Annotated in this window: 18 protein-coding genes; 13 read left to right on the plus strand and 5 right to left on the minus strand. The window is 74.2% G+C overall.

Annotated features, from left to right (window positions below; genetic code table 11):
- The first annotated feature begins 2 nt into the window (after positions 1-2).
- Positions 3-1493, plus strand: coding sequence for a CoA-acylating methylmalonate-semialdehyde dehydrogenase (locus LPA42_RS02230; RefSeq protein ID WP_077939251.1), 1491 nt, complete (start codon positions 3-5; stop codon positions 1491-1493).
- On the opposite strand, the gene LPA42_RS02235 is transcribed toward LPA42_RS02230, so the two are convergent.
- Positions 1465-2844 carry an acyltransferase gene (locus tag LPA42_RS02235; RefSeq protein ID WP_077939242.1) on the minus strand — a complete coding sequence of 460 codons (1380 nt, stop codon included), beginning with the start codon at positions 2842-2844 and terminating at the stop codon, positions 1465-1467. The two genes, LPA42_RS02230 and LPA42_RS02235, sit on opposite strands and share 29 nt — an antisense overlap.
- Positions 2845-2887: 43 nt before the next feature.
- On the minus strand, positions 2888-5308 hold the full coding sequence (locus tag LPA42_RS02240; protein WP_158229453.1) for a tetratricopeptide repeat protein: 2421 nt from the start codon (positions 5306-5308) through the stop codon (positions 2888-2890).
- A 198-nt stretch (positions 5309-5506) separates the two neighbouring features.
- Between LPA42_RS02240 and LPA42_RS02245 the strand changes: the two genes are divergently transcribed.
- The 3 genes from LPA42_RS02245 to LPA42_RS02255 all read left to right on the plus strand — a co-directional run bounded on the left by LPA42_RS02245 (position 5507) and on the right by LPA42_RS02255 (position 7518).
- Positions 5507-5923, plus strand: a complete 417-nt coding sequence (locus LPA42_RS02245; RefSeq protein ID WP_144082731.1) for a hypothetical protein — start codon at positions 5507-5509, stop codon at positions 5921-5923.
- Between the two features lie 40 nt (positions 5924-5963).
- The gene (locus tag LPA42_RS02250; RefSeq protein ID WP_077939245.1) at positions 5964-6404 is read left to right on the plus strand and encodes a hypothetical protein; all 441 of its coding nucleotides are present in this window, start codon (positions 5964-5966) and stop codon (positions 6402-6404) included.
- Between the two features lie 121 nt (positions 6405-6525).
- Positions 6526-7518 carry a hypothetical protein gene (locus LPA42_RS02255; RefSeq protein WP_144082732.1) on the plus strand — a complete coding sequence of 331 codons (993 nt, stop codon included), beginning with the start codon at positions 6526-6528 and terminating at the stop codon, positions 7516-7518.
- 31 nt (positions 7519-7549) lie between these two features.
- Here LPA42_RS02255 and LPA42_RS02260 read toward each other — a convergent pair whose 3' ends face one another.
- Positions 7550-8539 (minus strand): N-acetylglucosamine kinase, encoded by a 990-nt coding sequence (locus LPA42_RS02260; RefSeq protein ID WP_077939247.1) that lies wholly within the window; start codon positions 8537-8539, stop codon positions 7550-7552.
- 198 nt (positions 8540-8737) lie between these two features.
- Here LPA42_RS02260 and LPA42_RS02265 point away from each other — a divergent pair, with 198 nt between their 5' ends.
- From LPA42_RS02265 to LPA42_RS02295, 7 genes are all read left to right on the plus strand, one after another.
- Positions 8738-9694 carry a MurR/RpiR family transcriptional regulator gene (locus tag LPA42_RS02265; protein ID WP_077939248.1) on the plus strand — a complete coding sequence of 319 codons (957 nt, stop codon included), beginning with the start codon at positions 8738-8740 and terminating at the stop codon, positions 9692-9694.
- Entirely contained in the window at positions 9691-10440 is a 750-nt protein-coding gene (locus LPA42_RS02270) for a sugar isomerase domain-containing protein (protein WP_077939249.1), read from the plus strand. The genes LPA42_RS02265 and LPA42_RS02270 overlap by 4 nt, the downstream gene beginning before the upstream one ends.
- A gap of 25 nt (positions 10441-10465) precedes the next feature.
- Positions 10466-11878, plus strand: coding sequence for an N-acetylglucosamine/diacetylchitobiose ABC transporter substrate-binding protein (gene ngcE, locus LPA42_RS02275; protein ID WP_043967674.1), 1413 nt, complete (start codon positions 10466-10468; stop codon positions 11876-11878).
- 42 nt (positions 11879-11920) lie between these two features.
- The gene (locus LPA42_RS02280; protein WP_043967675.1) at positions 11921-12862 is read left to right on the plus strand and encodes a carbohydrate ABC transporter permease; all 942 of its coding nucleotides are present in this window, start codon (positions 11921-11923) and stop codon (positions 12860-12862) included.
- A gap of 169 nt (positions 12863-13031) precedes the next feature.
- Complete coding sequence (locus LPA42_RS02285; protein WP_198956685.1) at positions 13032-13835, plus strand: carbohydrate ABC transporter permease; 804 nt, start codon at positions 13032-13034, stop codon at positions 13833-13835.
- A 44-nt stretch (positions 13836-13879) separates the two neighbouring features.
- Positions 13880-15556 carry a bifunctional 3'-5' exonuclease/DNA polymerase gene (locus tag LPA42_RS02290; protein WP_077939252.1) on the plus strand — a complete coding sequence of 559 codons (1677 nt, stop codon included), beginning with the start codon at positions 13880-13882 and terminating at the stop codon, positions 15554-15556.
- 158 nt (positions 15557-15714) lie between these two features.
- On the plus strand, positions 15715-16308 hold the full coding sequence (locus LPA42_RS02295) for an NTP transferase domain-containing protein (protein WP_074474259.1): 594 nt from the start codon (positions 15715-15717) through the stop codon (positions 16306-16308).
- A gap of 556 nt (positions 16309-16864) precedes the next feature.
- Here the strand turns inward: LPA42_RS02295 and LPA42_RS02300 are convergent.
- The gene (locus tag LPA42_RS02300; protein WP_198956686.1) at positions 16865-17317 is read right to left on the minus strand and encodes a VOC family protein; all 453 of its coding nucleotides are present in this window, start codon (positions 17315-17317) and stop codon (positions 16865-16867) included.
- Positions 17318-17360: 43 nt separating this feature from the next.
- Here LPA42_RS02300 and LPA42_RS02305 point away from each other — a divergent pair, with 43 nt between their 5' ends.
- The gene (locus LPA42_RS02305; protein WP_198956687.1) at positions 17361-18326 is read left to right on the plus strand and encodes a YafY family protein; all 966 of its coding nucleotides are present in this window, start codon (positions 17361-17363) and stop codon (positions 18324-18326) included.
- Positions 18327-18386: 60 nt separating this feature from the next.
- Here LPA42_RS02305 and LPA42_RS02310 read toward each other — a convergent pair whose 3' ends face one another.
- Positions 18387-18851 (minus strand): MarR family winged helix-turn-helix transcriptional regulator, encoded by a 465-nt coding sequence (locus tag LPA42_RS02310; protein ID WP_077939254.1) that lies wholly within the window; start codon positions 18849-18851, stop codon positions 18387-18389.
- A gap of 98 nt (positions 18852-18949) precedes the next feature.
- On the opposite strand from LPA42_RS02310, the gene LPA42_RS02315 reads away from it, so the two are divergent.
- Positions 18950-20032: an epoxide hydrolase family protein gene (locus tag LPA42_RS02315; RefSeq protein WP_077939255.1), complete on the plus strand. Its 1083-nt coding sequence runs from the start codon at positions 18950-18952 to the stop codon at positions 20030-20032.
- Positions 20033-20062 lie beyond the last annotated feature (30 nt).

Genomic DNA, 20062 nt, shown 5'->3' on the forward strand with positions numbered 1-20062 from the left:
CCGTGCACCTCATCGGGCACTTCGTCGACGGCAGGCGGATCGACGGCACGTCCGGCCGGCGCGGTGACGTGTTCGACCCGGCCACGGGACGGCGTACCGGCCAGGTGGCGCTGGCCTCCGCCGCGGACGTGGCGGACGCGGTCGCCGCCGCCGGCCGCGCCGCCCGGACCTGGCGCGACGCCTCCCTGGCGAAGCGCACGGCCGTGCTGTTCGCGTTCCGCGAGCTGGTGCACGCCCGCCGCGACCGGCTCGCCGAGGTGATCACCGCCGAGCACGGCAAGGTGCTCGCCGACGCCGCCGGGGAGGTGCAGCGCGGCCTGGAGGTCATCGAGTACGCCTGCGGCATCCCCTCGGCCCTGCGCGGCGGGTTCAGCGAGAACGTCTCCACCGAGGTCGACTCGTACAGCCTGCGCCAGCCGCTCGGGGTGGTCGCGGTGATCTCCCCGTTCAACTTCCCGGTGATGGTGCCCCTGTGGTTCGTCCCGGTCGCCGTGGCCTGCGGTAACGCGGTGGTGCTCAAGCCCAGCGAGAAGGACCCGAGCGCGGCGCTGCTGCTGGCCGAGTGGTTCGCCGAGGCCGGCCTGCCCGACGGGGTGCTCAACGTTGTCAACGGCGACGCCGAGGCGGTCGACGCGCTGCTCGACCACCCGGGGGTGAAGGCGGTGTCGTTCGTCGGCTCCACCCCCGTCGCCCGGCACGTGCACCAGCGCGGCACCGCCGCCGGCAAGCGGGTGCAGGCCCTCGGCGGGGCGAAGAACCACATGGTGGTGCTCCCCGACGCCGACCTGGACCTGGCCGCCGACGCGGCGGTCAACGCCGGCTTCGGCTCGGCGGGGGAGCGGTGCATGGCGATCTCCGCGCTGGTCGCGGTGGAGCCGGTCGCCGACGCCCTGGTCGCCCGGATCGCCGAGCGGATGGGCCGGCTGCGCACCGGCGACGGCCGGCGCGGCTGCGACATGGGCCCCCTGGTCACCGCCGCGCACGCCGCGAAGGTCCGCGCGTACGTCGAGGCCGGGGTGGCCGCCGGGGCGGTGCCCGTCGTCGACGGGCGCGACGTCGCCCCGGACGGGGACCCGGCCGGCTTCTGGCTGGGCCCGACCCTGTTCGACCGGGTCACCCCGGACATGTCGATCTACACGGACGAGATCTTCGGGCCGGTGCTCGGCGTGCTGCGGGTCGGCTCGTACGACGAGGCGGTGGACCTCGTGAACGCCAACCCGTACGGCAACGGCACGGCGATCTTCACCAACGACGGCGGCGCGGCCCGGCGCTACCAGCACGAGGTGGAGGCGGGCATGGTCGGCATCAACGTGCCGATCCCCGTGCCGATGGCGTACTACTCGTTCGGCGGCTGGAAGGCGTCCCTCTTCGGCGACCTGCACGCCCACGGCGCCGACGGGGTGGCGTTCTTCACCCGGGGCAAGGTGGTGACCAGCCGGTGGCTGGACCCGCGCCACGGCGGGGTCAACCTCGGCTTCCCCACCCAGACCTGAGCCATCGCAGCAGCCCCGCCCCGGCCAGGTACGCCACCAGCGCCGGGGCGGGCAGCCCCAGCGGCTCGGGCGCGGCCTTCGGGGTGACGGTGTTGACCAGCAGCCCCGCGATCACGGCGGCGTACCCGGCGACCACCAGGCCGGTGTGGGCCGGCCGGCGGCGACGCGCACCCTCCCCGGCGCGCCGCCGCCGGCCTGCCCGCGCCTCGACCGGCCCGAAGACGGCCACGAGCCCGGCCAGCACCACGGCGAGCAGCAACAGCCAGGGCACCCGCCAGGCCAGCCACGCGGCGGTCCCCACCGCAGGCGTGGGCAGCAGGCCGAGCGCGTCCAGCGCGCCGACCAGCAGCAGGGCCGCCGTGAGGTGCCAGAGGAAGACGGTCAGCACCACCGAGTTGACCGCGATGACCGCCTGCCACGGGCCGGGCCGGCGCAGCCACCGCTCGGCCGGGTCGCGCAGCAGCAGGACCAGCCCGAGCTGGGCGGTGGCCAGGGCGAGCAGCGCCAGGCTCGGCGGGCTCGCGTTGTCCAGCCGCTCGCCGGGCACGTGCAGCATCGCCACCGGGTACGGCCCGACGGCGGTGAGCAGCAGCAGCGCGCCGAGGCCGCCGGCGAGCAGCGCGACCGCCGCCGGGCGGGACGTCGGCAGCGGGTGCCGGGCGCCGTCGGCCGCGCCGCCCCGGCGGTCGGTGGCTGCGGCGTGGGCGTCGTACCAGGCGAAGCCGGCCTGGTGCACGGCGAGCCAGCCGGCCAGGTAGCTGCCGTACGCCAGCGGCGCGGGCCCGGCCAGCCGCCCCACGTCCCCGAGGGCGACCACGCCGACCAGGGCCACCGGCACGGCGAGCCCGAAGCGGCGGTGCAGCGCGTGCATCGGCGGGGTGAGCGCGACGGCGGCCAGGTAGGGCACGAGGAACCACAGCGGGATGGTGGCGAACCAGACCACCGTGCGGATCCGCGCCTCCCCGGCGCCCCACAGGGACGACCCGCCCGCGCCGGCCGCCAGCACCAGCAGCAGGACCGTGGTCGGCGGCACCAGCCGGGCGCTGCGCGCCAGCAGCCAGCCGGTGGCGTCGCCGCCCCGGGCCCGGTCCGCGGTCAGCGACGCGGCGTTGGCGAACCCGCCGACGAGGAAGAACACCGGCAGCACCTGCCCCACCCAGGTCAGCGGGTACGCCCACGGCAGGTCGCCGAGCGCGGAGTGGCCGGTGGGCCGGCCGGCGGCGTCGCGGCCGATGACGGTGACGCCCCAGTGCCCGGCGACGACCATGCAGATGGCGACGGCCCGCAGCAGGTCGACGTAGCGTTCCCGCCCGGCCGGGGTGCGCTCGGCGAGCTGCCGCAGGCGGCGCATCAGCCCAGGCTAGGCCAGGCCGGGCCGCCCGGTGGCCGGATCGTCAGCGCCGGGGCGTTCCCGGGCCGTCCGGGTCCAGCTCGGCGCAGATCACCGCGTCGAGGCTGGCCCGGACGCGGTCGGCCTTCGGGTCGCCGAGGTCGTCGAGGATGGCCAGCGCCTGCCGCCACGCGGCGGCGGCCCCCTCGGGGTCGCCGGCCTCGCACAGGGTGTCACCCAGGTTCGCCCCGGCCTCGGCCTCACCGTGCCGGTCACCGAGCGCCGCAAAGAGCCCCCGGGCCCGCTGGTACAGCTCGGCGGCGCGCGCGTGCTCGCCGAGCAGCCGGTGGACATAGCCGAGGCTGTCGAGCGTCATGGCGACCCCGTCCAGGTCGCCCAGCTCGTCGAGCAGGGCCAGGGCCTGCTCGCAGTCCGCGATCGCCCGCCGGTGGTCGCCGAGCTGGGCGTGGCACCAGCCGACCGAGTTGAGCGACGCCGCCTCGCCGCCCCGGTGGCCGGCGTGCCGGAACAGCTCCAGGGCCCGCAGGTCGTGACCCAGCGCGGTGCGGTGGTCGCCCGAGCGCTCGGCGATCCAGCCCAGGCTCCGGTGCGTGAACGCCTGGTTGATCCGGTCGTCCAGCGACTCGAACAGCACCAGTGCCCGCGACTGGTGGGCGCGGGCGTCGAGGATCCGGCCGAGCCGGGTGGCCGCGCCGCCGAGGAAGCGGTGCGCGTGGGCCTCGGCGCTCCGGTCGCCCAGCCGGCGGGCGGCGCGCAGCGCGATCTGCTGCGTCGCCGTCCAGTCGGCCCAGTGCCCGCGCAGGTCGAAGAAGCTGACGCAGGCGGCGGCGAGCTGCCAGGCGTGCGTGTCGTGGCCGGTGCCGGCGGCGTGCTCGACGGCGGCGACGAGGCAGCGGTGCTCCGCCGCGAACCAGGCCAGCGCGGCGGCCCGGCCGTCGACGCGCTCCGGGGCCACCCCGGGCGCGGGGTCGGCCAGGGTGATCGGGCCCCGGGGCGGGACCAGGACCTGCTCGGCGGCGTGCGCGGTGTGCAGGTAGTGATCGAGCAGCCGGCGGGTCGCGGCCGCCCGGCCGGCCGCCGGGTCCGCGTCGGCCAGTTCCCGGGCGTACGCGCGCAGCAGGTCGTGGCAGGTGAACCGGCCGGGCCGGTGCTCGGTGACCAGGTGCGCCCCGACCAGCTCGGCCAGCGGCGGCCGGACCTCGGCGACGGACGTCCCGGCGAGGCTGGCCACGGCGGCCGTGCCGACGTCCGGCCCGGGGGACAGCCCGAGCAGCCGGAACAGCCGGGCGGCCGGCGTGCCGAGGAGCGCGTACGACCAGGACAGCACGGCCCGCACGTCGATGCCCGGGTCGGTGCCGGCGAGCGGGTCGAGGCGGCGTGGGGCCTCCCGCAGCTCGGCGGCGATCGTGGCCAGCGGGAAGCGTGGGTGGGCGGCGGCGCGGGCGGCGACGACGGCGAGCGCCAGCGGCAGGCCCGCGCACCGCCCGACGATCTCGTCGACCGCGCCCGGCTCGGCGTCCACCCGCCCGGAGTCCAGCCGGGCGGCGAGCAGCGCCCGGGACTCGGCCGGGTCGAGCAGCTCCACCGGCACCGGCCGGGCACCCTCCACCGCGACCAGGCCGGGCAGCTGGCCGCGGCTGGTCACCAGCACCAGGCAGCCGGACGCACCGGGCAGCAACGGGCGGATCTGGTCGGCGTCCCGGGCGTTGTCCAGCACCATGAGCACGCGCCGGCCCGTCAGCAGGCTGCGCAGGAGGGCGGCCTGCGCGTCCGGGCCGGTCGGCACGCGGTGCCGGGGCACCTCGAAGGCGTCCAGGAAACCCCGGACCGCCTCGGCGGGCGGGACCGGCGGCTTGCGGGGGTCGAAGCCGCGCAGGTCGACGTGCAGCTGCCCGTCGGGAAAATGGTCGCGGACCCGCTGCGCCCAGTACGTTGCCAGCGTGGTCTTGCCGACTCCGGCGGTGCCGGTGACGACGGCGATGACCGGGGCGGCGGGGTCGGCGTCCGCATCGACGAGCAGCCCGTCGAGTTGCACCAGCACGTCCTGCCGCCCGGAGAAGGCGCCAAGGGTGGGCGGCAGCTGCGCGGGCACCGGCAGCGCCGGCCCCGGGCGGTCGGCGGCCGACTGCGCCTGCGGCCCGTCGCCGGGCGTCGGGTCGGCCGCCGGAGGCTCCGGTCCCGGCGCGGCGGGGCTGGTGGCCGCGCGTGGGGCGCCGCCCGGCGCGAGGCGCTCGCCGACGGCCCGTTCCCACCGGGTGGCCCACACACCCGCCTCGGCCGGCGTCACGCCGAGGGCGAGCAGGAGCCGGTCGAGCACGTCCATCGGCATCGCGCTGCGCCCGTTGAGGTAGTTGGCCAGGCTGCTCCGGGGCACGCCGGTGGCCGTCGCCAGGTCCTGGAGGGAGAGCCGGGCCTTGCCCCGGGAACGGGCGGCGCGGACCCGCAGCCGATTGAGCTCCGCCAACAGCTCGCCCTCCGTCCCGGGTGGATCGTGTGCGGACGGATCAGCGGAGCCATTGGTCACGGTCGCATCCTTCCATCGGCGTCCGACATCGTCCATGGACGTCCAGGTTCGCGGATTCGTCCCTCGTCGGCTGGCAGATTCAGCACCGCAAGCGCCTCCGCCGACCCGGTGGTGGCCGAGAAGGAGGGGAGTGCTCGGATGACGAATCCCGGCATGTTCGGCAGGATCGCGGCCGTCACGGGGGCTGCCGCGCTGGTGTTCACCGGGCTGTCCGGCCCGGCGGGGGCGGCGGAGCGGCAGGCGGGGAGCGCCGCCGCCCCCGGGCTCGGTGCGACGGCTGTGACCTGTGGAAACGCGGCCTGGCCGCACGAGAACTGGGACACCGGCTCGGGCAAGACGACCAGGCAGGCGGCCGTCCACACCGGCCCGTACGGCGACTGCGCGATCACGGCGTACCTGCCGACCGGCACGCAGGTCACCTTCGACTGCTACACGATCAACGACTACGGCAACACGTGGACGTGGGTGCGCGACCCCCGCGGCGCCAGCATCGGCTGGGTGTACGACGAGTACCTCAACCCCAAGGGCGCGATGACGCTCTGCCCGAAGTACTGAGCATCGACTCACGTTCCGGAAGAATCGGGAGAGGAAACCGATGAAACGAAAGTTCCTGACGCTGGCCACCGCGGGTCTGATGGCGTCCGCGGCGTTGCTGGCTCCCGCCTCGCCGGCCTACGCCGCCGACACCTGGTGCGGGACCGCGCGGGACTACAAGGTGACCGGCACCACCAAGACCAGCGCGAAGGCGGAGGGCCGCACGCTGGCCCTTCGCACCTACAACAGCCACGTCTTCGCGGTGATCTACGGCGGCGCGTCCGGTGACGCCGTGAGCATGGGCTGGAACTACTCGGGCAACGACGTGTCCTACTGGTGCGGGGGGTACGGCGGCTCGTGGCCGTTGTGGTCCACCGTTCCGGACGGCAAGAACTCCGCCTTCACGGCGGCGGTGCCCTTCAGCCAGGTGAACTGGGCCTTCGCCCGCGGCAAGCTGGCGGTCACCGGCTTCAAGTTCGACACCGTGAAGGTGTCCCTCTGATCCTCGGCGAACCGGCCGGGTGAGCAGGTATCGGCGGACGTCCATCCGGGGGAGGGCGTCCGCCGATGCCGTCAGCAGTGCCCGGGCCGCCGACCCCGCGGCCAGTGAAAGGGAACGAACCATGGGACGTCCAGCGCGGAGCCTGCTCCTGACGGTGCTGCTGGGGGCGGTGCTGCTCGGCTCGGTCGGGGTGGCCACCGGCCTGCCTGGGCGGTTGGTCGCCGAGGCGTGGAAGGGACGCCCGCCGGCCGCTTCGGTGTCCGTCGGCCCGCTGCCGGGAGCAACGTTGCCGATCGCCGACTGGGAGCCCACCCTCGACCAGTACCAGCGGATCCAGCGCGCGCGCCTGCTGGCGACCCGCCGATGCATGGCGAGGCTGGGGATCGATCTTCCGATGCCACCCGTCCGGCCGGTGCGTCATCCGGGTGCGACGGGGGCGGTGCACGCGCTCGGCGACCGGGACCCGGCGCGCTTCGGGTACCGGGGTCCGGAGGGCTACCAGGACGATGTCTTCACCGCAATGGTCCGCGGATTGACGAAGGCGTTGGTGGTGCCCGAACCCTTCATCGGGGCGTTCGACGGCTCCGTCGACACGTTCCGCGGTGTGCCCGTGCCGTCCGGCGGCTGCGAGGGTGAGGTCCGAGGGCTGCTCGACACCCCAGCCGGCGTCGCGTTGCGGGCGTCGATCCGGGACGAGCGTGTGGTGCCGTGGACGGCCTTCGCCGAGCTGGAACAGGCCGCCACGGCGAGGGTCGAGTCCGACGACCGGTTCCGGCGGGCCCAGGCCGACTGGAGCCGGTGCATGCGACGGGCGGGCCACCGGTACGCCGACACCGCGGCCGCCGAGGGAGACGGGCGATGGGCCACGTCGGTGTCGGTCACCGACGAGGAGCCGGAGCGACCCGTGTCGGCGCAGGAGATTGCGACGGCTGTGGCCGACGACCGGTGCCGGACCGAGGTCGGCCTGAAGGCGCTCTCGTTCGCCCTGCTCGCTGACTACCAGGGCGAGCTGATCCGCCGCGACGGTGCGCGCCTGAAGCAGGTGCGACGGCTGCTCGACCTCCAGGTGGCGTCGGCGGCGGCGATTCTGGGTGAGCCCGGCGCGGAGCGGTAGCGAGCCGCCGCGTTCGGCGAGGGTGCGCGGGTCAGGGCGTCGCCGGCACCAGCAGCGGGTGCAGGGCGGCCGGGTCGGCGACCCCGGGCAGGTCGCGGGCGGCGAGCCACGCCGCCCCGGCCGCCCCGTCGCCGGCCGTGGTCAGCGGCGCGGCCGGCCACCGCCGGGCCAGCTCCGCCCGGACGGCGGCGGCCAGCGGGGTGTCGCCGGTGAGCAGCCCGCCGCCGAGGACCACCGGGTCCACCGCGCCGGCCGGGCGGATCCGCGCGGCGCTGTCGGCGAGGTGGCCGGCGGCCGCCCCGATCAGCCCCGCCGCGACCGGTTCGGCGTCGACGGCGGCGGCGACCACCAGCGGCGCGAGCCGGGACAGCTCGACCGGCGGCCGGCGGGTGACGGCCTGCACCACGGCGTCCACGGTGTCGCGGGGCCGGTCGGCGACCCGCTCGTCGCCGAGCAGCTCGGCGAGCACCCGGCGGCCCAGCGGCCCCGGGGCGTGCCCCGCGTCCAGGTCGGCCAGGAGCCGACGGACCGCCTCCCGGCCCAGCCAGAACCCGGAGCCGGCGTCGCCGAGCAGCCAGCCGTGGCCGTCGGCGACCCGGTCCAGCCGCAGGTCGCGGACCTGCGCGGCGATCGCGCCGGTGCCGGCGATCAGCACCGTGCCGTGCGCGCTGGGCGTGCCGGAGGCGTACGCCACGAGGGCGTCGCCGTGCACCGCGTACGGGCAGCGCAGGCCCGCGTCGCGCCACGCCCCGTCGAACGCGGCCCGCCCGGCGGGGTCGGCGAGCAGCCGTCCCGCCCCGGCCAGCCCGATCGTGCCGGCCCGCACCCGGGCCGGGTCCACGCCGGACAGCGCGGCGCGCAGGGCGGTCAGGAGCTCCGCGGCGGCCCGCTCGGCGCCATGGCTGGTCGGGTTGCCGCCGCCGGCCCGGCCGGTGCCGAGGCGTTCCCCGGCCAGCGTCACGGCGAGCGCCCGGGTGGACGTACCCCCGACGTCGAGGCCGACCACGACGGTGTCGGACATCCGGTGGGCCTCCCCGGGTCGGCGGTGCGGGCGGATTCATGCTGGTCGGCCAGGCCGCGCGGGGCAAGATCCCCGGCCGGGCGGAGGGCCGCGCGTCAGGTAACAGTTTGAAAACTTCGACCACGGTCTTGACACGGAGGGCCCTTCAGTAAGAACTTTTACCACTAACAGTTAACACTCTTTTCCGAAAGGCGTCGCATGGTGGATCACGAGGTCGACACCCCCCGGGGCGCCGCCGTGGTCGACGCCGACCAGGCCGACCGGCGGGCCGCGCTGCCCACCGACGGCGTGCTCGCCCGCGTCCGGGCCGGCGCGGCGGAGCTCACCGGCGCGCTGCGCCGCGTCGCCGAGCACGTGCTCAGCGACCCGGAGGCCGCCGCGCGGGCCACCATCGTCGAGCTGGCCGAGCGCAGCGGCACCTCCCCGGCCACCATCACCCGGTTCTGCCGCGCGATGGGCTTCGAGGGGTACGCCGACCTGCGCCTCGGCATCGCCGCCGAGACCGGGCGGGCCCGCTCCGCCGGCTGGACCGTCGACATCGGCCGGGAGATCCAGCCTGGCGACCCCCTGGAGCGGGTGCTCGGCCAGATCATGGCCGCCGACACCCGGGCCATGCACGACACCGCCGCGCTGCTCGACCTCGCCCAGGTGGAACGGGCGGCCGTGGCCATCGCCGGGGCCAGCCGGGTCAACATCTTCGGCGCGTCCGGCAGCGCCCTGGTCGGCGAGGAGATGCAGTTCAGCCTGCACCGCATCGGGGTGGCCGCCTGGGCCTGGAGCGACGTGCACGAGGGGCTGGCCAGCGCCGCGCTGCTCGGCCCCGGCGACGTGGCGCTCGGCATCTCGCACACCGGGCAGACCCGGGAGACCATCGAGCTGCTCGCCGAGGCCGGCAGCCGGGGCGCGACCACCGTCGCGCTCACCGGCTTCCCCCGCTCGCCGCTGGCCGAGCTGGCCGACCTGGTGCTGCTCACCGCCAGCCAGGCCACCACGTTCCGCCCCGACGCGCTGTCGGCCCGGCACCCGCAGCTCGTCGTGCTCGACCTGCTCTACATCGCCGTCGCCCAGCGCACCCACGACCGCGCCCACGCGGCCTTCCGGCGCACCGCCCAGGCCGTCGACGGGCACAAGGCCGCGAAGGGGGCCACCGCATGATCAGCGCACAGGGATACGCCGAGGCCGTCCGGCCCGTCCTCGACCGGGTCGTCGACTCGCAGGCCGGGGCGGTCGGCCGGGCCGCCGACCTGATCGCCGCCGGCCTGCGCGCCGGCGGGGTGCTCCAGGCGTTCGGCGCCGGCCACTCCGAGGCGTTCGCCGCCGAACTGGTCGCCCGGGCCGGCGGGTTGGTCCCCACCAACCGGATCTCCCTGCACGACCTCGTGCTGCACGGCGACGCGCCCCGCGACGTGCTCGCCGACCCCAAGCTGGAACGCGACCCGGCCGTCGCCCACCAGCTCTACGCCCTCGCCGCCCCGCAGCCGGGCGACGTCTTCCTGATCGCGTCCCAGTCCGGCATCAACGGCTCGGTGGTCGAGCTGGCGACGCTGGTGACCGGGCACGGCCACCCGCTGATCGCGGTCACCTCGGTCGAGCACACCTCGCGGGTCGCCCCCCGGCACCCGTCGGGGCACCGGCTCGTCGACCTCGCCGACGTCGTGCTGGACAACGGCGCGCCGTACGGTGACGCACTGCTGCCGCTCTCCGGCGGCGGCGCGGTCTGTGCGGTCTCCTCGGTCACCGCCGCGCTGCTGGCGCAGTTGGTGACCGCGGAGGTCGTACGACGGTTCCACCAGGCCGGGGAGGTACCCCCTATCTACCTCTCCGCCAACGTCCCCGGTGGGGACGAGCACAACCTCGCCCTCGAGTCGCGGTACGCCGGGCGTCTCCGGCGCACCGCCTGATTCGACACCTCAAGGAGAGACAACGATGTCGGTTACCCCCGAGCACCCGGCCGATCTGAGCCGCCGGACCCTGCTGCGCCGTGCCGCCGCGGCGGGCCTGCTCGTCACCCCCGCCGCGGGCCTGCTCAGCGCCTGCGCCGGCAGCGAGCCGAGCAAGTCCGACGACACCGGCGCCGCCAAGAGCAAGGACAACCCGTTCGGCGTCAAGGACGGCAGCGCCGTCAAGGTCGTCATCTTCAACGGCGGCCTCGGCGACCAGTGGGCCAACGAGGACAAGGCCGTCTTCGCCGCCAAGCACGCGGGCGTGACGGTCAACATGAGCTCCACCCAGAAGATCAAGACCGAAGAGCAGCCGAAGATGGCGACGCAGCCGAGCGACCTCGTCATGAACTCGGGCGCCGACATGATGGACATCAGCACCCTGGTCAACGAGGGCGCGATCGAGCCCCTGGACGACCTGCTCACCGCCCCGGCGTGGGACAGCGAGGGCACCGTCGCCGACACGCTGCTGCCCGGCACGGTCGAGGACGGCACCTTCCAGGGCAAGTTCTACGTCGTCAACGTGGCCTTCACCGTGTGGGGCAACTGGTACAACGGGGCGCTGTTCGCCAAGGAGGGCTGGCAGCCGCCGACGACGTTCGACGAGTTCTTCGCCCTCGCGCCGAAGATCAAGGCCAAGGGCATCGCCCCGTACGTGCACGACGCCGTGCACGGCTACTACCCGCGCTGGGCGCTGATGGCGACGATCTGGAAGTCCGCCGGCCGGCAGGCGGTCGTCGACATCGACAACCTGAAGGAGAACGCCTGGAAGGCCGACGGGGTGCTGCCCGCCCTCCAGGCATGGGAGAAGCTGGTCAAGGACCGGCTGCTGCTGCCGGGCAACCTCAACCACACCCAGTCCCAGCAGGCGTGGCTCGACGGCAAGGCGGCGTTCATCCAGGTCGGCACCTGGCTGAAGAACGAGATGGCGGCGACGATCCCGCCGGGCTTCGAGATGAAGCTGTCGGACTACTGGGGCCTCGGGGCCACCGACAAGGCGCCCAAGGACGTCTTCGCCGGCGCGGGCGAGGGCCTCGTGGTGCCGAGCAAGGCCCCGAACAAGGCGGCGGCGAAGGAGTTCCTGCGGGCCGTGCTGTCGAAGTCCGGCTCCGCCAAGTTCGCCGAGCTGACCAAGTCGCTGGCCTCCACCAAGGGCTCCGGCGACGGCGTGCAGGACACGGCGCTGGCCAGCGCCAACGAGCTGATGCGCAACGCGCCGAAGGACCTGATCAAGACCAAGCTCTTCGACTTCTACGCCGACCTGGACAAGGAGAGCCAGAACCTCTCCGAGGAGCTGATGGCCGGCCGGCTCACCGCGCAGCAGTTCGTCGACAAGATGCAGGCGGCCGCCGACAAGGTCGCCAAGGACTCGTCGATCAAGAAGCAGACCCGCGCCTGATCCCGGTGGCGGCCCACTGATCCGTTCGAGAGAGTGAGTGGAATGCGGCACGGTGTCGCGCGCTTCGTCACGGGCTTCCTGGCCCTCCCCGTCGCGCTGTACCTCTTCTACGTGGTGTGGCCCTTCGCCCAGGCGGCCGGATACTCGCTGACCAACTGGGGCGGCTACTCCGACAAGCAGGAGTTCGTCGGGCTGGACAACTACGTCCGGCTGTTCTCCGACGAGCTGATCAGGAAGGCGTTCTGGCACAACGTGTTCTTCCTGGTCACCGTGCCGCTGTTCACGATCGCGCTGGCCCTGTTCCTCGCGTTCCTGCTCAACGTGGGCGGACGCGAGGACAGGGCCGGCATCCGGGGGGTCTTCGGCTCCGGGCTCTACAAGGTCATCTTCTTCTTCCCGCAGGTCCTGTCGCTCGTGGTGATCGCCGTGATGTGGCAGCAGATCTACCGCTCGGACAACCAGGGCCTGATCAACGGCCTGCTGATGAAGATCGGGCTGGTCGACGCCGACAACCCGATCGGGTTCACCGCCGACCCCGAGCCGTTCCTCGGCGTGCCCGCGGTGCTGTGGTGGCTGCTGTTCATCGCCGTGTGGAGCGGGGCCGGCTTCTACATGGTGCTCTTCTCGGCGGCGATGCAGTCGATCCCGAAGGACATCTACGAGGCGGCGCTCCTCGACGGGGCGAGCCGGTTCCACACGTTCTTCCGGATCACCCTGCCGCTGCTGCGGGACACCATCTCGGTGGCCTGGGTCTACCTGGGCTTCATCGCGCTGGACATGTACGCCCTGGTCTTCGTCATGACCCCGAGCCAGGGCGGGCCGAACCACGCCAGCGAGATCTTCGCGTCGGTGCTCAACTTCACCGCGTTCCAGAAGGGGCAGTTCGGCTACGCCTGCGCGATGGGCGTGGCGCTGGCCATCTTCACGATCCTGCTGGCCGCTCTCCAGCTCCGGATCACCCGCCGTGAGCGGATCGAGTACTGAGGAGACCCCGACGATGAGCACGGTGACCCACCCGTCCGGTGAGCGGGCCCGCCCCGGGCGTCCGGCCCCCCGCCCCGCGCCGAGCCGGGGCCTCGTCAGCCGCGGCCGGGAGCTGGGCGGACGCTTCTTCAACGGCTTCTCCCACCTGTTCCTGGTGGTCTGGGCCGTGATGGTGATCTACCCGCTGCTGTGGGTGGTGATGTCGGCGTTCAAGGACGACTCGGAGGTCATCCGCGAGCCGCTGTCGCTGATCCCCGACGAGCTGCACTGGGACAACTTCACCCGCGCCTGGGGCGAGGGGCATCTCGGCGCGTTCTTTCTCAACACGCTGCTGGTCCTGGTCGGCAGCGTCTTCCTGACCATGCTGCTCGGCTCGATGGCCGCGTACGTGCTGGCGCGTTACGAGTTCCCCGGCAACCGGCTGATCTACTACATGTTCCTGTCCGGCCTGACCCTGCCCATCTATCTCGCCGCCGTGCCGCTGTTCAAGGGCGTCTACAACATGGGGATCGTCCTGCCCCTGCTGGGCCCGAACCGGCACCTCATGCTGATCATGGTGTACGTCGCCTGGTCGCTGTCGTTCACGGTCTTCTTCATGCACTCGTTCTTCCGGACGCTGCCCGACTCGATCGCCGAGGCCGCGATGGTCGACGGGGCCTCGCACAGCCGGTTGTTCTTCAGCATCATGCTGCCGATGGCCAAGCCGGGCCTGATCAGCATCGGCATCTTCAACGTCCTCGGCCAGTGGAACCAGTGGTACCTGCCGACGCTGCTCATGCAGTCGGTCGCCGGGGAGCCGAAGAACCAGGTGATCGCCCAGGGGCTCATCGAGCTGTCGGTCAACCAGGGCTACAAGAGCGACTGGAGCGGGCTGTTCGCCGGGGTGACCATGGCGATGCTGCCGGTGCTCATCGTCTACATCGTGTTCCAGCGCCAGGTGCAGTCCGGCCTGACCGCCGGCGTGAGCAAGTAGCCGCCGCACGCCGAGCGTCGTACGGTGCAGGCAGAATCGCGTTCGTGCTGGTGGCGGTGGAGGCGGACGACCGGGGCGGGGGAGCGTTGCTGCCCCTCGACCAGGCCGGCCGTCCCACCGGCCCGGCCGAGCAGGCCACCGACCTCGCCGCCGCCGTCGCCGCCCGGGAGGCCGCCGCCCACCCCCGCTGGGTCTGGGGCAGCGGCGCAGGCGTCTACCCGGCGCTGCTGCGCGCCGGGGTCCGGCTCGATCGCTGCCACGACGTGGAGCTGACCGAGTCGCTGCTGCTCGGGCACGCCGGCCGCTGGGGCGAGCCCCGTTCGCCGGCCGCCGCGTGGGCCCGGCTGACCGGCGCGCCGGTGCCGCCGGATCCGCCGCCCCGCGCGGCCGAGCCGCCCGGCCACGGCCAGGGCGCGCTCTTCGACACCCTGCCCGGTCCGCCGGGCCCCGGCGTCGAGGCCCTGACCCGGGTGTACGCCGACCAGCTCGACCGCATGGCCGCCACCGCCCATCCCGGCCGGTTCCGGCTGCTGGTGGCCGCCGAGTCGGCCGGCGCGCTGATCGCGGCGGAGATGGGGGCGGCCGGCCTGCCCTGGCGGGCCGAGGTGCACGACGAGATCCTCACCGGGCTGCTCGGCGAGCCGTCCCCGGTCGGCGGCCCGCCCCGCCGGTTGGCCGAGCTGACCGCCCGCATCGCCGAGGCGTTCGGCCTGCGCCAGGTGCACGCCGACTCCCCGGCCGAGCTGCTGCGGGCGTTCGCCCGCGTCGGCGTGGAGCTGCCCAACACCCGGGCCTGGGTGCTGCGCGGCGTCGACCACCCGGCCGTGCCGCTGGTGCTGGAGCACAAGGAGCTCTACCGGATCTGGACGGCGCACGGCTGGGCCTGGCGCGACGCCTGGGTGCGCGACGGCCGGTTCCACCCGGAGTACGTCCCCGGCGGCGTCGTCTCCGGGCGGTGGGCCACCCGGGGCGGCGGCGCGTTGCAGATCCCCAAGGTGATCCGGCGGGCGGTGGTGGCCGACCCGGGTTGGCGGCTCGTCGTCGCCGACGCCGGCCAGCTGGAGCCGAGGGTGCTCGCGGCGGTCTCCGGCGATGCCCGGCTGGCCGCCGCCGGCGGGGCGGGCGACCTCTACGCCGCCCTGGCCCGGGACTCGTTCGGCGGCGACCGGCCCCGGGCCAAGGTGGCCCTGCTCGGCGCCATGTACGGGCAGACCGGCGGGATGGCCGTCCCCGCCCTCGCGGTGCTGCGCCGCAACTATCCGACCGCCTTCGCGTACGTGGAGGCGGCGGCGCGCACCGGCGAGGCCGGCGGCCTGGTGCGCTCCTGGCTTGGGCGCACCTGCCCGCCCGGCACGGCCGGTTTCACCGACGGCGACGACGCGGGGGTCGACCCGGAGGCGGCGGCCGACCCGCAGGGCCCCCGGGCGCGGGCGGCCCGGTCCCGGGGGCGGTTCACCCGCAACTTCGTCATCCAGGCCACCGCCGCCGAGTGGGCGTCCACGTTGCTGGCCACGCTGCGCACGGCGCTGGCCGGCAGCGACGCCGAGCTGGTCTTCTTCCAGCACGACGAGGTGATCGTGCACTGCCCGGCCGGGCAGGCCGACGCGGTGGCCGAGGCGGTCCGCGCCAGCGGCGCGCGGGCCACCGCCCTGCTGTTCGGCGACACCCCGGTCCGGTTCCCGCTGGACCTGTCGGTCGTGGACTGCTACGCGGACGCCTGACCTGGCCGGAAGCGGCAGCCCGGCGACGCGCAGCGGCTGGCCGGCCGACCCGAAGCGGCCAACGGTGCCCCGCCCGCACCCAGAGTGCGGCAAATATCCGTTTCGCCCCGACACTCATCGCGGGGGTGCTCGTTGCACCCGGTGTGCGTATCGCAGGAATGATCATCGCGGCGGGCGGGGGACGCCGCCTCGGTGGCCCCGAGGCGTTGCTCCACCAGGGTGACCAACCCCTGGTGGACCGGATGATCGACACGATGACCGAGGCGGGCTGCGCGCAGATCGTGGTGGTGCTGGGCGCGGCGGCCGACCAGGTGCGGCAGACCGCCGACCTGACCCGGGCCACGGTGGTGGTCAACCGCGCCTGGGGCACCGGCGTCGGCTCGTCGATCCGGGCCGGCCTCGCGGCGCTGACCGACCAGCGGATCGAGGCGGTGGTCGTGGTCCCGGTGGACATGCCGGGGCTCACCCCGGCGGCCGTGCGGCGGGTGGCCGCGTTGCCGTACCCCGACGTGCTGGTCTGCGCCACCTACGACGGGCTGCGCGGCTACCCGATGCTGTTCGGCCGCCGGCACTGGTCCGGCATCGCCACCCTGGCCAGCGCCGACGTCGGGGCCCGGCCCTACCTGCTGGCGCACAAGGACCAGATCGTCGACATCTCCTGCGACTCGGTGGCCGACGGCAGCCGCGTCGACACCCCGGAGCTGATGGCCCTGTACGGGCTGACCGTCCCGCCCCAGCGCGTCGGTGCGTAGCGGCGTTGCTGTGATCGATTCCTGGACGGTTACTGCTCGCTGGTGACAGGAACCGTCCAAGATTCAGAGCGACTCCGCCCTCCGAGGTGACGGGCAGGTGCGCGATGTCCTCGGGACCGCTCGTGAACACGACACCGCCGTGGCGGCGGCCAGCTCCGTTCGTGCCGCAGCGGGCGCAGGGCGACATCGTCCCCGCCTGCGGTGCCTTGACCGCAGCTGGCCCCCCACCAACACGCCGCCGCCCAGGAGCGTCACACCACGCGATCGCACTCGCCCGCCCCCGCTCCCTTTCCCTCCCCCTTTGCTCTGCACCCGGATGCGCAACAGGCACGCGACGTGGTCGACCGCCGGATGCCCCGTTTGATTCGGATCATTGGATGTGCCCACTCCGTCCCCGGTGCTGCGTATCTGGGTGCAGAGCAAAGGGGGCGCGGGATGTCGAGTGGGGTCGAGGGGGCGTGACGAAGAGTCACGCCGCCGGGCCTGCGCCCAGACGCCAGCGATCATTGCGCAGCGTGGTCGAGCTGCGAGTGGCGCGGCCCCTCGGTCGGGGCGATCAGTCGAGGCAGAACTCGTTGCCCTCGGGATCGGCCATGACGATGTGCCCCGCGTCGAGCGGTGCGGCGGGCTCGTGGCGGCGCAGCCGGGTCGCGCCGAGCGAGACGAGCCGCTCGGCCGCCGCCTCCAGGGCCGCCATCCGCGCGTCGCCGACCAGCCCCGGGGCGGCCCGCACGTCGAGGTGCACCCGGTTCTTGACCTGCTTGGGCTCCGGCACCCGCTGGAAGAACAGCCGCGGGGCGGCGCCGGCGGGATCGACCACCGCCGAGGCGGAGTTGCGGCGCTCGGGCGGCACACCCATCGCCTCCAGTGCCTGCTCCCACGACTCGAAGCCGGGCGGCGGGGCCTGCACCTGATGGCCGAGGGCCTCGGCCCAGAAGGCCGCCAGCGCGGCCGGATCGGCGCAGTCGAACGTGATCTGAACGTCGGTCATGGTGCCAGCCTCCGGCATATCGCGGACAGTTTCGTTCCTAGACCTGTGCAACGATCGACGGGTGACCGTCGAGGCGACGACCGAGCGGGTGCTGCGGCTGCTGGCGCTGCTGCAGCGGCGACCGTCCTGGACCGCCGCCGAGATCGCCGCCGAGCTGCGGGTCACCGACCGCTCGGTGCGCCGCGACGTGCAGCGGCTGCGCGCGCTCGGCTACCCGGTGCACGCGGCGGCGGGCGTCGGCGGCGGCTACCGGCTCGGCGCTGGCACCCGGCTGCCGCCGCTGCTGCTCGACGACGAGGAGGCGATCGCGACGGCGGTGTCCCTGCGACTGGCCTCGGGTGGCACGGTCGCCGGGGCGCAGGAGGCGGCACTGCGGGCGCTGGCCAAGCTCGACCAGGTGCTGCCCGCGCGGCTGCGCGCCGAGGTGCGGGCGGTGCACGCCGCCACCGACACCCTGGTCGGCCCCGGCATCGAGATCGACGCGGAGCTGCTCGTGACCCTCGCGCGGGCCTGCCGCGACGCCGTGCGGGTCCGGTTCCGTTACGCCGGCCGCGACGGCGCGGAGAGCGAGCGCACGGTCGAGCCGGTGCGGATGGTCACCACGGGCCGCCGGTGGTATCTGATGGCGTGGGACGTCGACCGCGGCGACTGGCGCACGTTCCGGCTGGACCGGATGCGCCAGACGGCGGCGACGACGTGGCGCTTCCGGGCCCGGGAGCATCCCGACCCGGTCGCCCACGTGCGGCGGGCCGTGGCCGAGGCACCGTACCGGCACCTCGCCCGGGTGCGGGTGCACGCCCCGCCGGACGCGCTGCGGGCACTGGTGCCGCCGCAGGTGGGGCGCGTCGAGGGCGGCCGCGACGGCTGGTGCATGCTCGTCGTCGGTGGGGACGACCTCGACTGGCTCGCCCTGCACGTGGCCCGGCTCGGCTTCGAGGCGGAGGTGCTGGAGCCGGCGGAGCTGCGGCAGGCCCTCGCCCGGCTCGCCCGCCGCCTCGCGGCGATGGCCGGGCCGGCTATCGCGTGATCGTCTGCTGATTCAGGAGACGACACGCCGGGCGGGTTCTCCAGAAACAGCAGACGATCATCATGCGTCGCCGGCGCGTCGGTGGTGGTGGTCCAGCAGCTTGGCCAGCAGCTCGGTCAGTCGCTGGCGCTCCCCGGCTGACAGCGGGGCCAGCAGCTCGTCCTGGCATTCGGCCAGCCGCCTCTCCAGCCGCCGTAGCTGCTGCCTGCCCGCCGCGGTCAACGAGATGATGTTGCGCCGACGGTCGGACGGGTCCGGGGCGCGCTCGACCAGCTTGCGCTCGGCGAGTTCGTTGACCGCCGCCACCATGTCGCTGAGGTGGATGCCGCTGCGGCGGCCCAGCGTGGCCTGGCTGGCGGGGCCGAACTCCTCAAGCGTCGCCAGCAAACGGTAGTGGTAGCCGCGGGCCTGGGCGGCGGAGAACGCGTCGCCCACCAGGCGCTGCGCGTGGCCGGCGGTCTGGGTGAGCAGCCAGCTGGGCAGGCTCTCCCAGCTGGCGGGCGCGCCCTGGGCTGGCTTCTCCATGTGACAACCCTAACAAATCGTTGGGCGCACTAACGGTATCGGTATCGTTAGTCGCACAAACGTTAGAGCGCCAAACGAATCTCCCTGGAGTCAAGACCATGATCGAACCGTTCCGCATCGACGTCCCCCAGACCGCTCTCGACGACCTCGACGACCGGCTCGGCCGCACCCGGTGGCCCAACGAGGTCGCCGACGCCGGGTGGGACTACGGCTTCCCGCAGGCGCGGCTGAAAGAACTGGTCGAACACTGGCGCACCCGCTACGACTGGCGCGCGCAGGAGGCCCGGCTCAACGAGCTTCCGCACTTCACCACCGAGATCGACGGCCAGAACGTCCACTTCGTCCACGTCAGGTCGGCAAAGCCGGACGCGCTCGCGCTGATCCTCACCCACGGCTGGCCCGGCTCGTTCCTGGAGTTCCTCGACGTGATCGAGCCGCTGTCGCGCGACTTCCACCTGGTGATCCCGTCCATTCCGGGCTTCGGCTTCTCCGGGCCGACCCACGAGCGCGGCTGGGACGTCGTCCGGGTCGCGCGGGCCTGGGCCGAGCTGATGCGCCGTCTCGGCTACGAGCGCTACGGCGCGCAGGGTGGCGACTTCGGCTCGGGCATCTCGTTGGCGCTCGGCGCGGTGGCACCCGAACGGGTCGTCGGGGTGCACGTCAACTACCTGCCGACCCGGCCGCTGCCGGACGCCGACATCCACCTGTCCGAGACGGACGAGGCCCGGCTGGACAAGGTCAGGCAGCTGATGGCGAACCGGCCGCCGTTCCAGGCGCTGCAGGCCGCCACCCCGCAGACCATCGGCTACGCGCTGACCGACTCGCCCGTCGGCCAGCTGGCCTGGATCGCCGAGCGCTTCGCGCAGTGGACGGACCCCCGCTCGCCCGTCAGCGACGAGCGGATGCTCACCGACGTCTCGCTGTACTGGCTGACCGCCACCGCGGCCTCCTCGGCGCGACTGCACCGCGAGGCCCCGCGTCGGATCGCGCCGTGCCCGGTGCCGGTGGGGGTGGCCGTGTTCCCGCACGACATCACGCAGTCGGTGCGACCGCTGGCCGAGCGGCTCTACGACATCCGGCACTGGTCGGAGTTCGAGCGCGGGGGCCACTTCGCCGCGATGGAGGTGCCGGAGCTGCTCGCCGGGGACATCCGGGACTTCTACCTGACCTCCCTCGCCTGACACGGCGTCGCCGCGCCGGTGCCGCCGGCC

The sequence above is a fragment of the Micromonospora sp. DH13 genome (assembly GCF_020873825.1).
In the GTDB taxonomy this organism is placed as follows: domain Bacteria; phylum Actinomycetota; class Actinomycetes; order Mycobacteriales; family Micromonosporaceae; genus Micromonospora; species Micromonospora haikouensis.

Bases quoted from the DNA above. Each gene is read 5' to 3' on its own strand.
- ngcE (WP_043967674.1), top strand. From the start codon at position 10,466: ATGTCGGTTACCCCCGAGCACCCGGCCGATCTGAGCCGCCGGACCCTG.
- LPA42_RS02270 (WP_077939249.1), top strand. From the start codon at position 9,691: ATGATCAGCGCACAGGGATACGCCGAGGCCGTCCGGCCCGTCCTCGAC.
- LPA42_RS02265 (WP_077939248.1), top strand. From the start codon at position 8,738: ATGGTGGATCACGAGGTCGACACCCCCCGGGGCGCCGCCGTGGTCGAC.
- LPA42_RS02285 (WP_198956685.1), top strand. From the start codon at position 13,032: ATGGTGATCTACCCGCTGCTGTGGGTGGTGATGTCGGCGTTCAAGGAC.
- LPA42_RS02250 (WP_077939245.1), top strand. From the start codon at position 5,964: ATGAAACGAAAGTTCCTGACGCTGGCCACCGCGGGTCTGATGGCGTCC.
- LPA42_RS02295 (WP_074474259.1), top strand. From the start codon at position 15,715: ATGATCATCGCGGCGGGCGGGGGACGCCGCCTCGGTGGCCCCGAGGCG.
- LPA42_RS02315 (WP_077939255.1), top strand. From the start codon at position 18,950: ATGATCGAACCGTTCCGCATCGACGTCCCCCAGACCGCTCTCGACGAC.
- LPA42_RS02280 (WP_043967675.1), top strand. From the start codon at position 11,921: ATGCGGCACGGTGTCGCGCGCTTCGTCACGGGCTTCCTGGCCCTCCCC.
- LPA42_RS02260 (WP_077939247.1), bottom strand. From the start codon at position 8,539: ATGTCCGACACCGTCGTGGTCGGCCTCGACGTCGGGGGTACGTCCACC.
- LPA42_RS02235 (WP_077939242.1), bottom strand. From the start codon at position 2,844: ATGCGCCGCCTGCGGCAGCTCGCCGAGCGCACCCCGGCCGGGCGGGAA.
- LPA42_RS02300 (WP_198956686.1), bottom strand. From the start codon at position 17,317: ATGCCGGAGGCTGGCACCATGACCGACGTTCAGATCACGTTCGACTGC.
- LPA42_RS02255 (WP_144082732.1), top strand. From the start codon at position 6,526: ATGGGACGTCCAGCGCGGAGCCTGCTCCTGACGGTGCTGCTGGGGGCG.
- LPA42_RS02310 (WP_077939254.1), bottom strand. From the start codon at position 18,851: ATGGAGAAGCCAGCCCAGGGCGCGCCCGCCAGCTGGGAGAGCCTGCCC.
- LPA42_RS02245 (WP_144082731.1), top strand. From the start codon at position 5,507: ATGACGAATCCCGGCATGTTCGGCAGGATCGCGGCCGTCACGGGGGCT.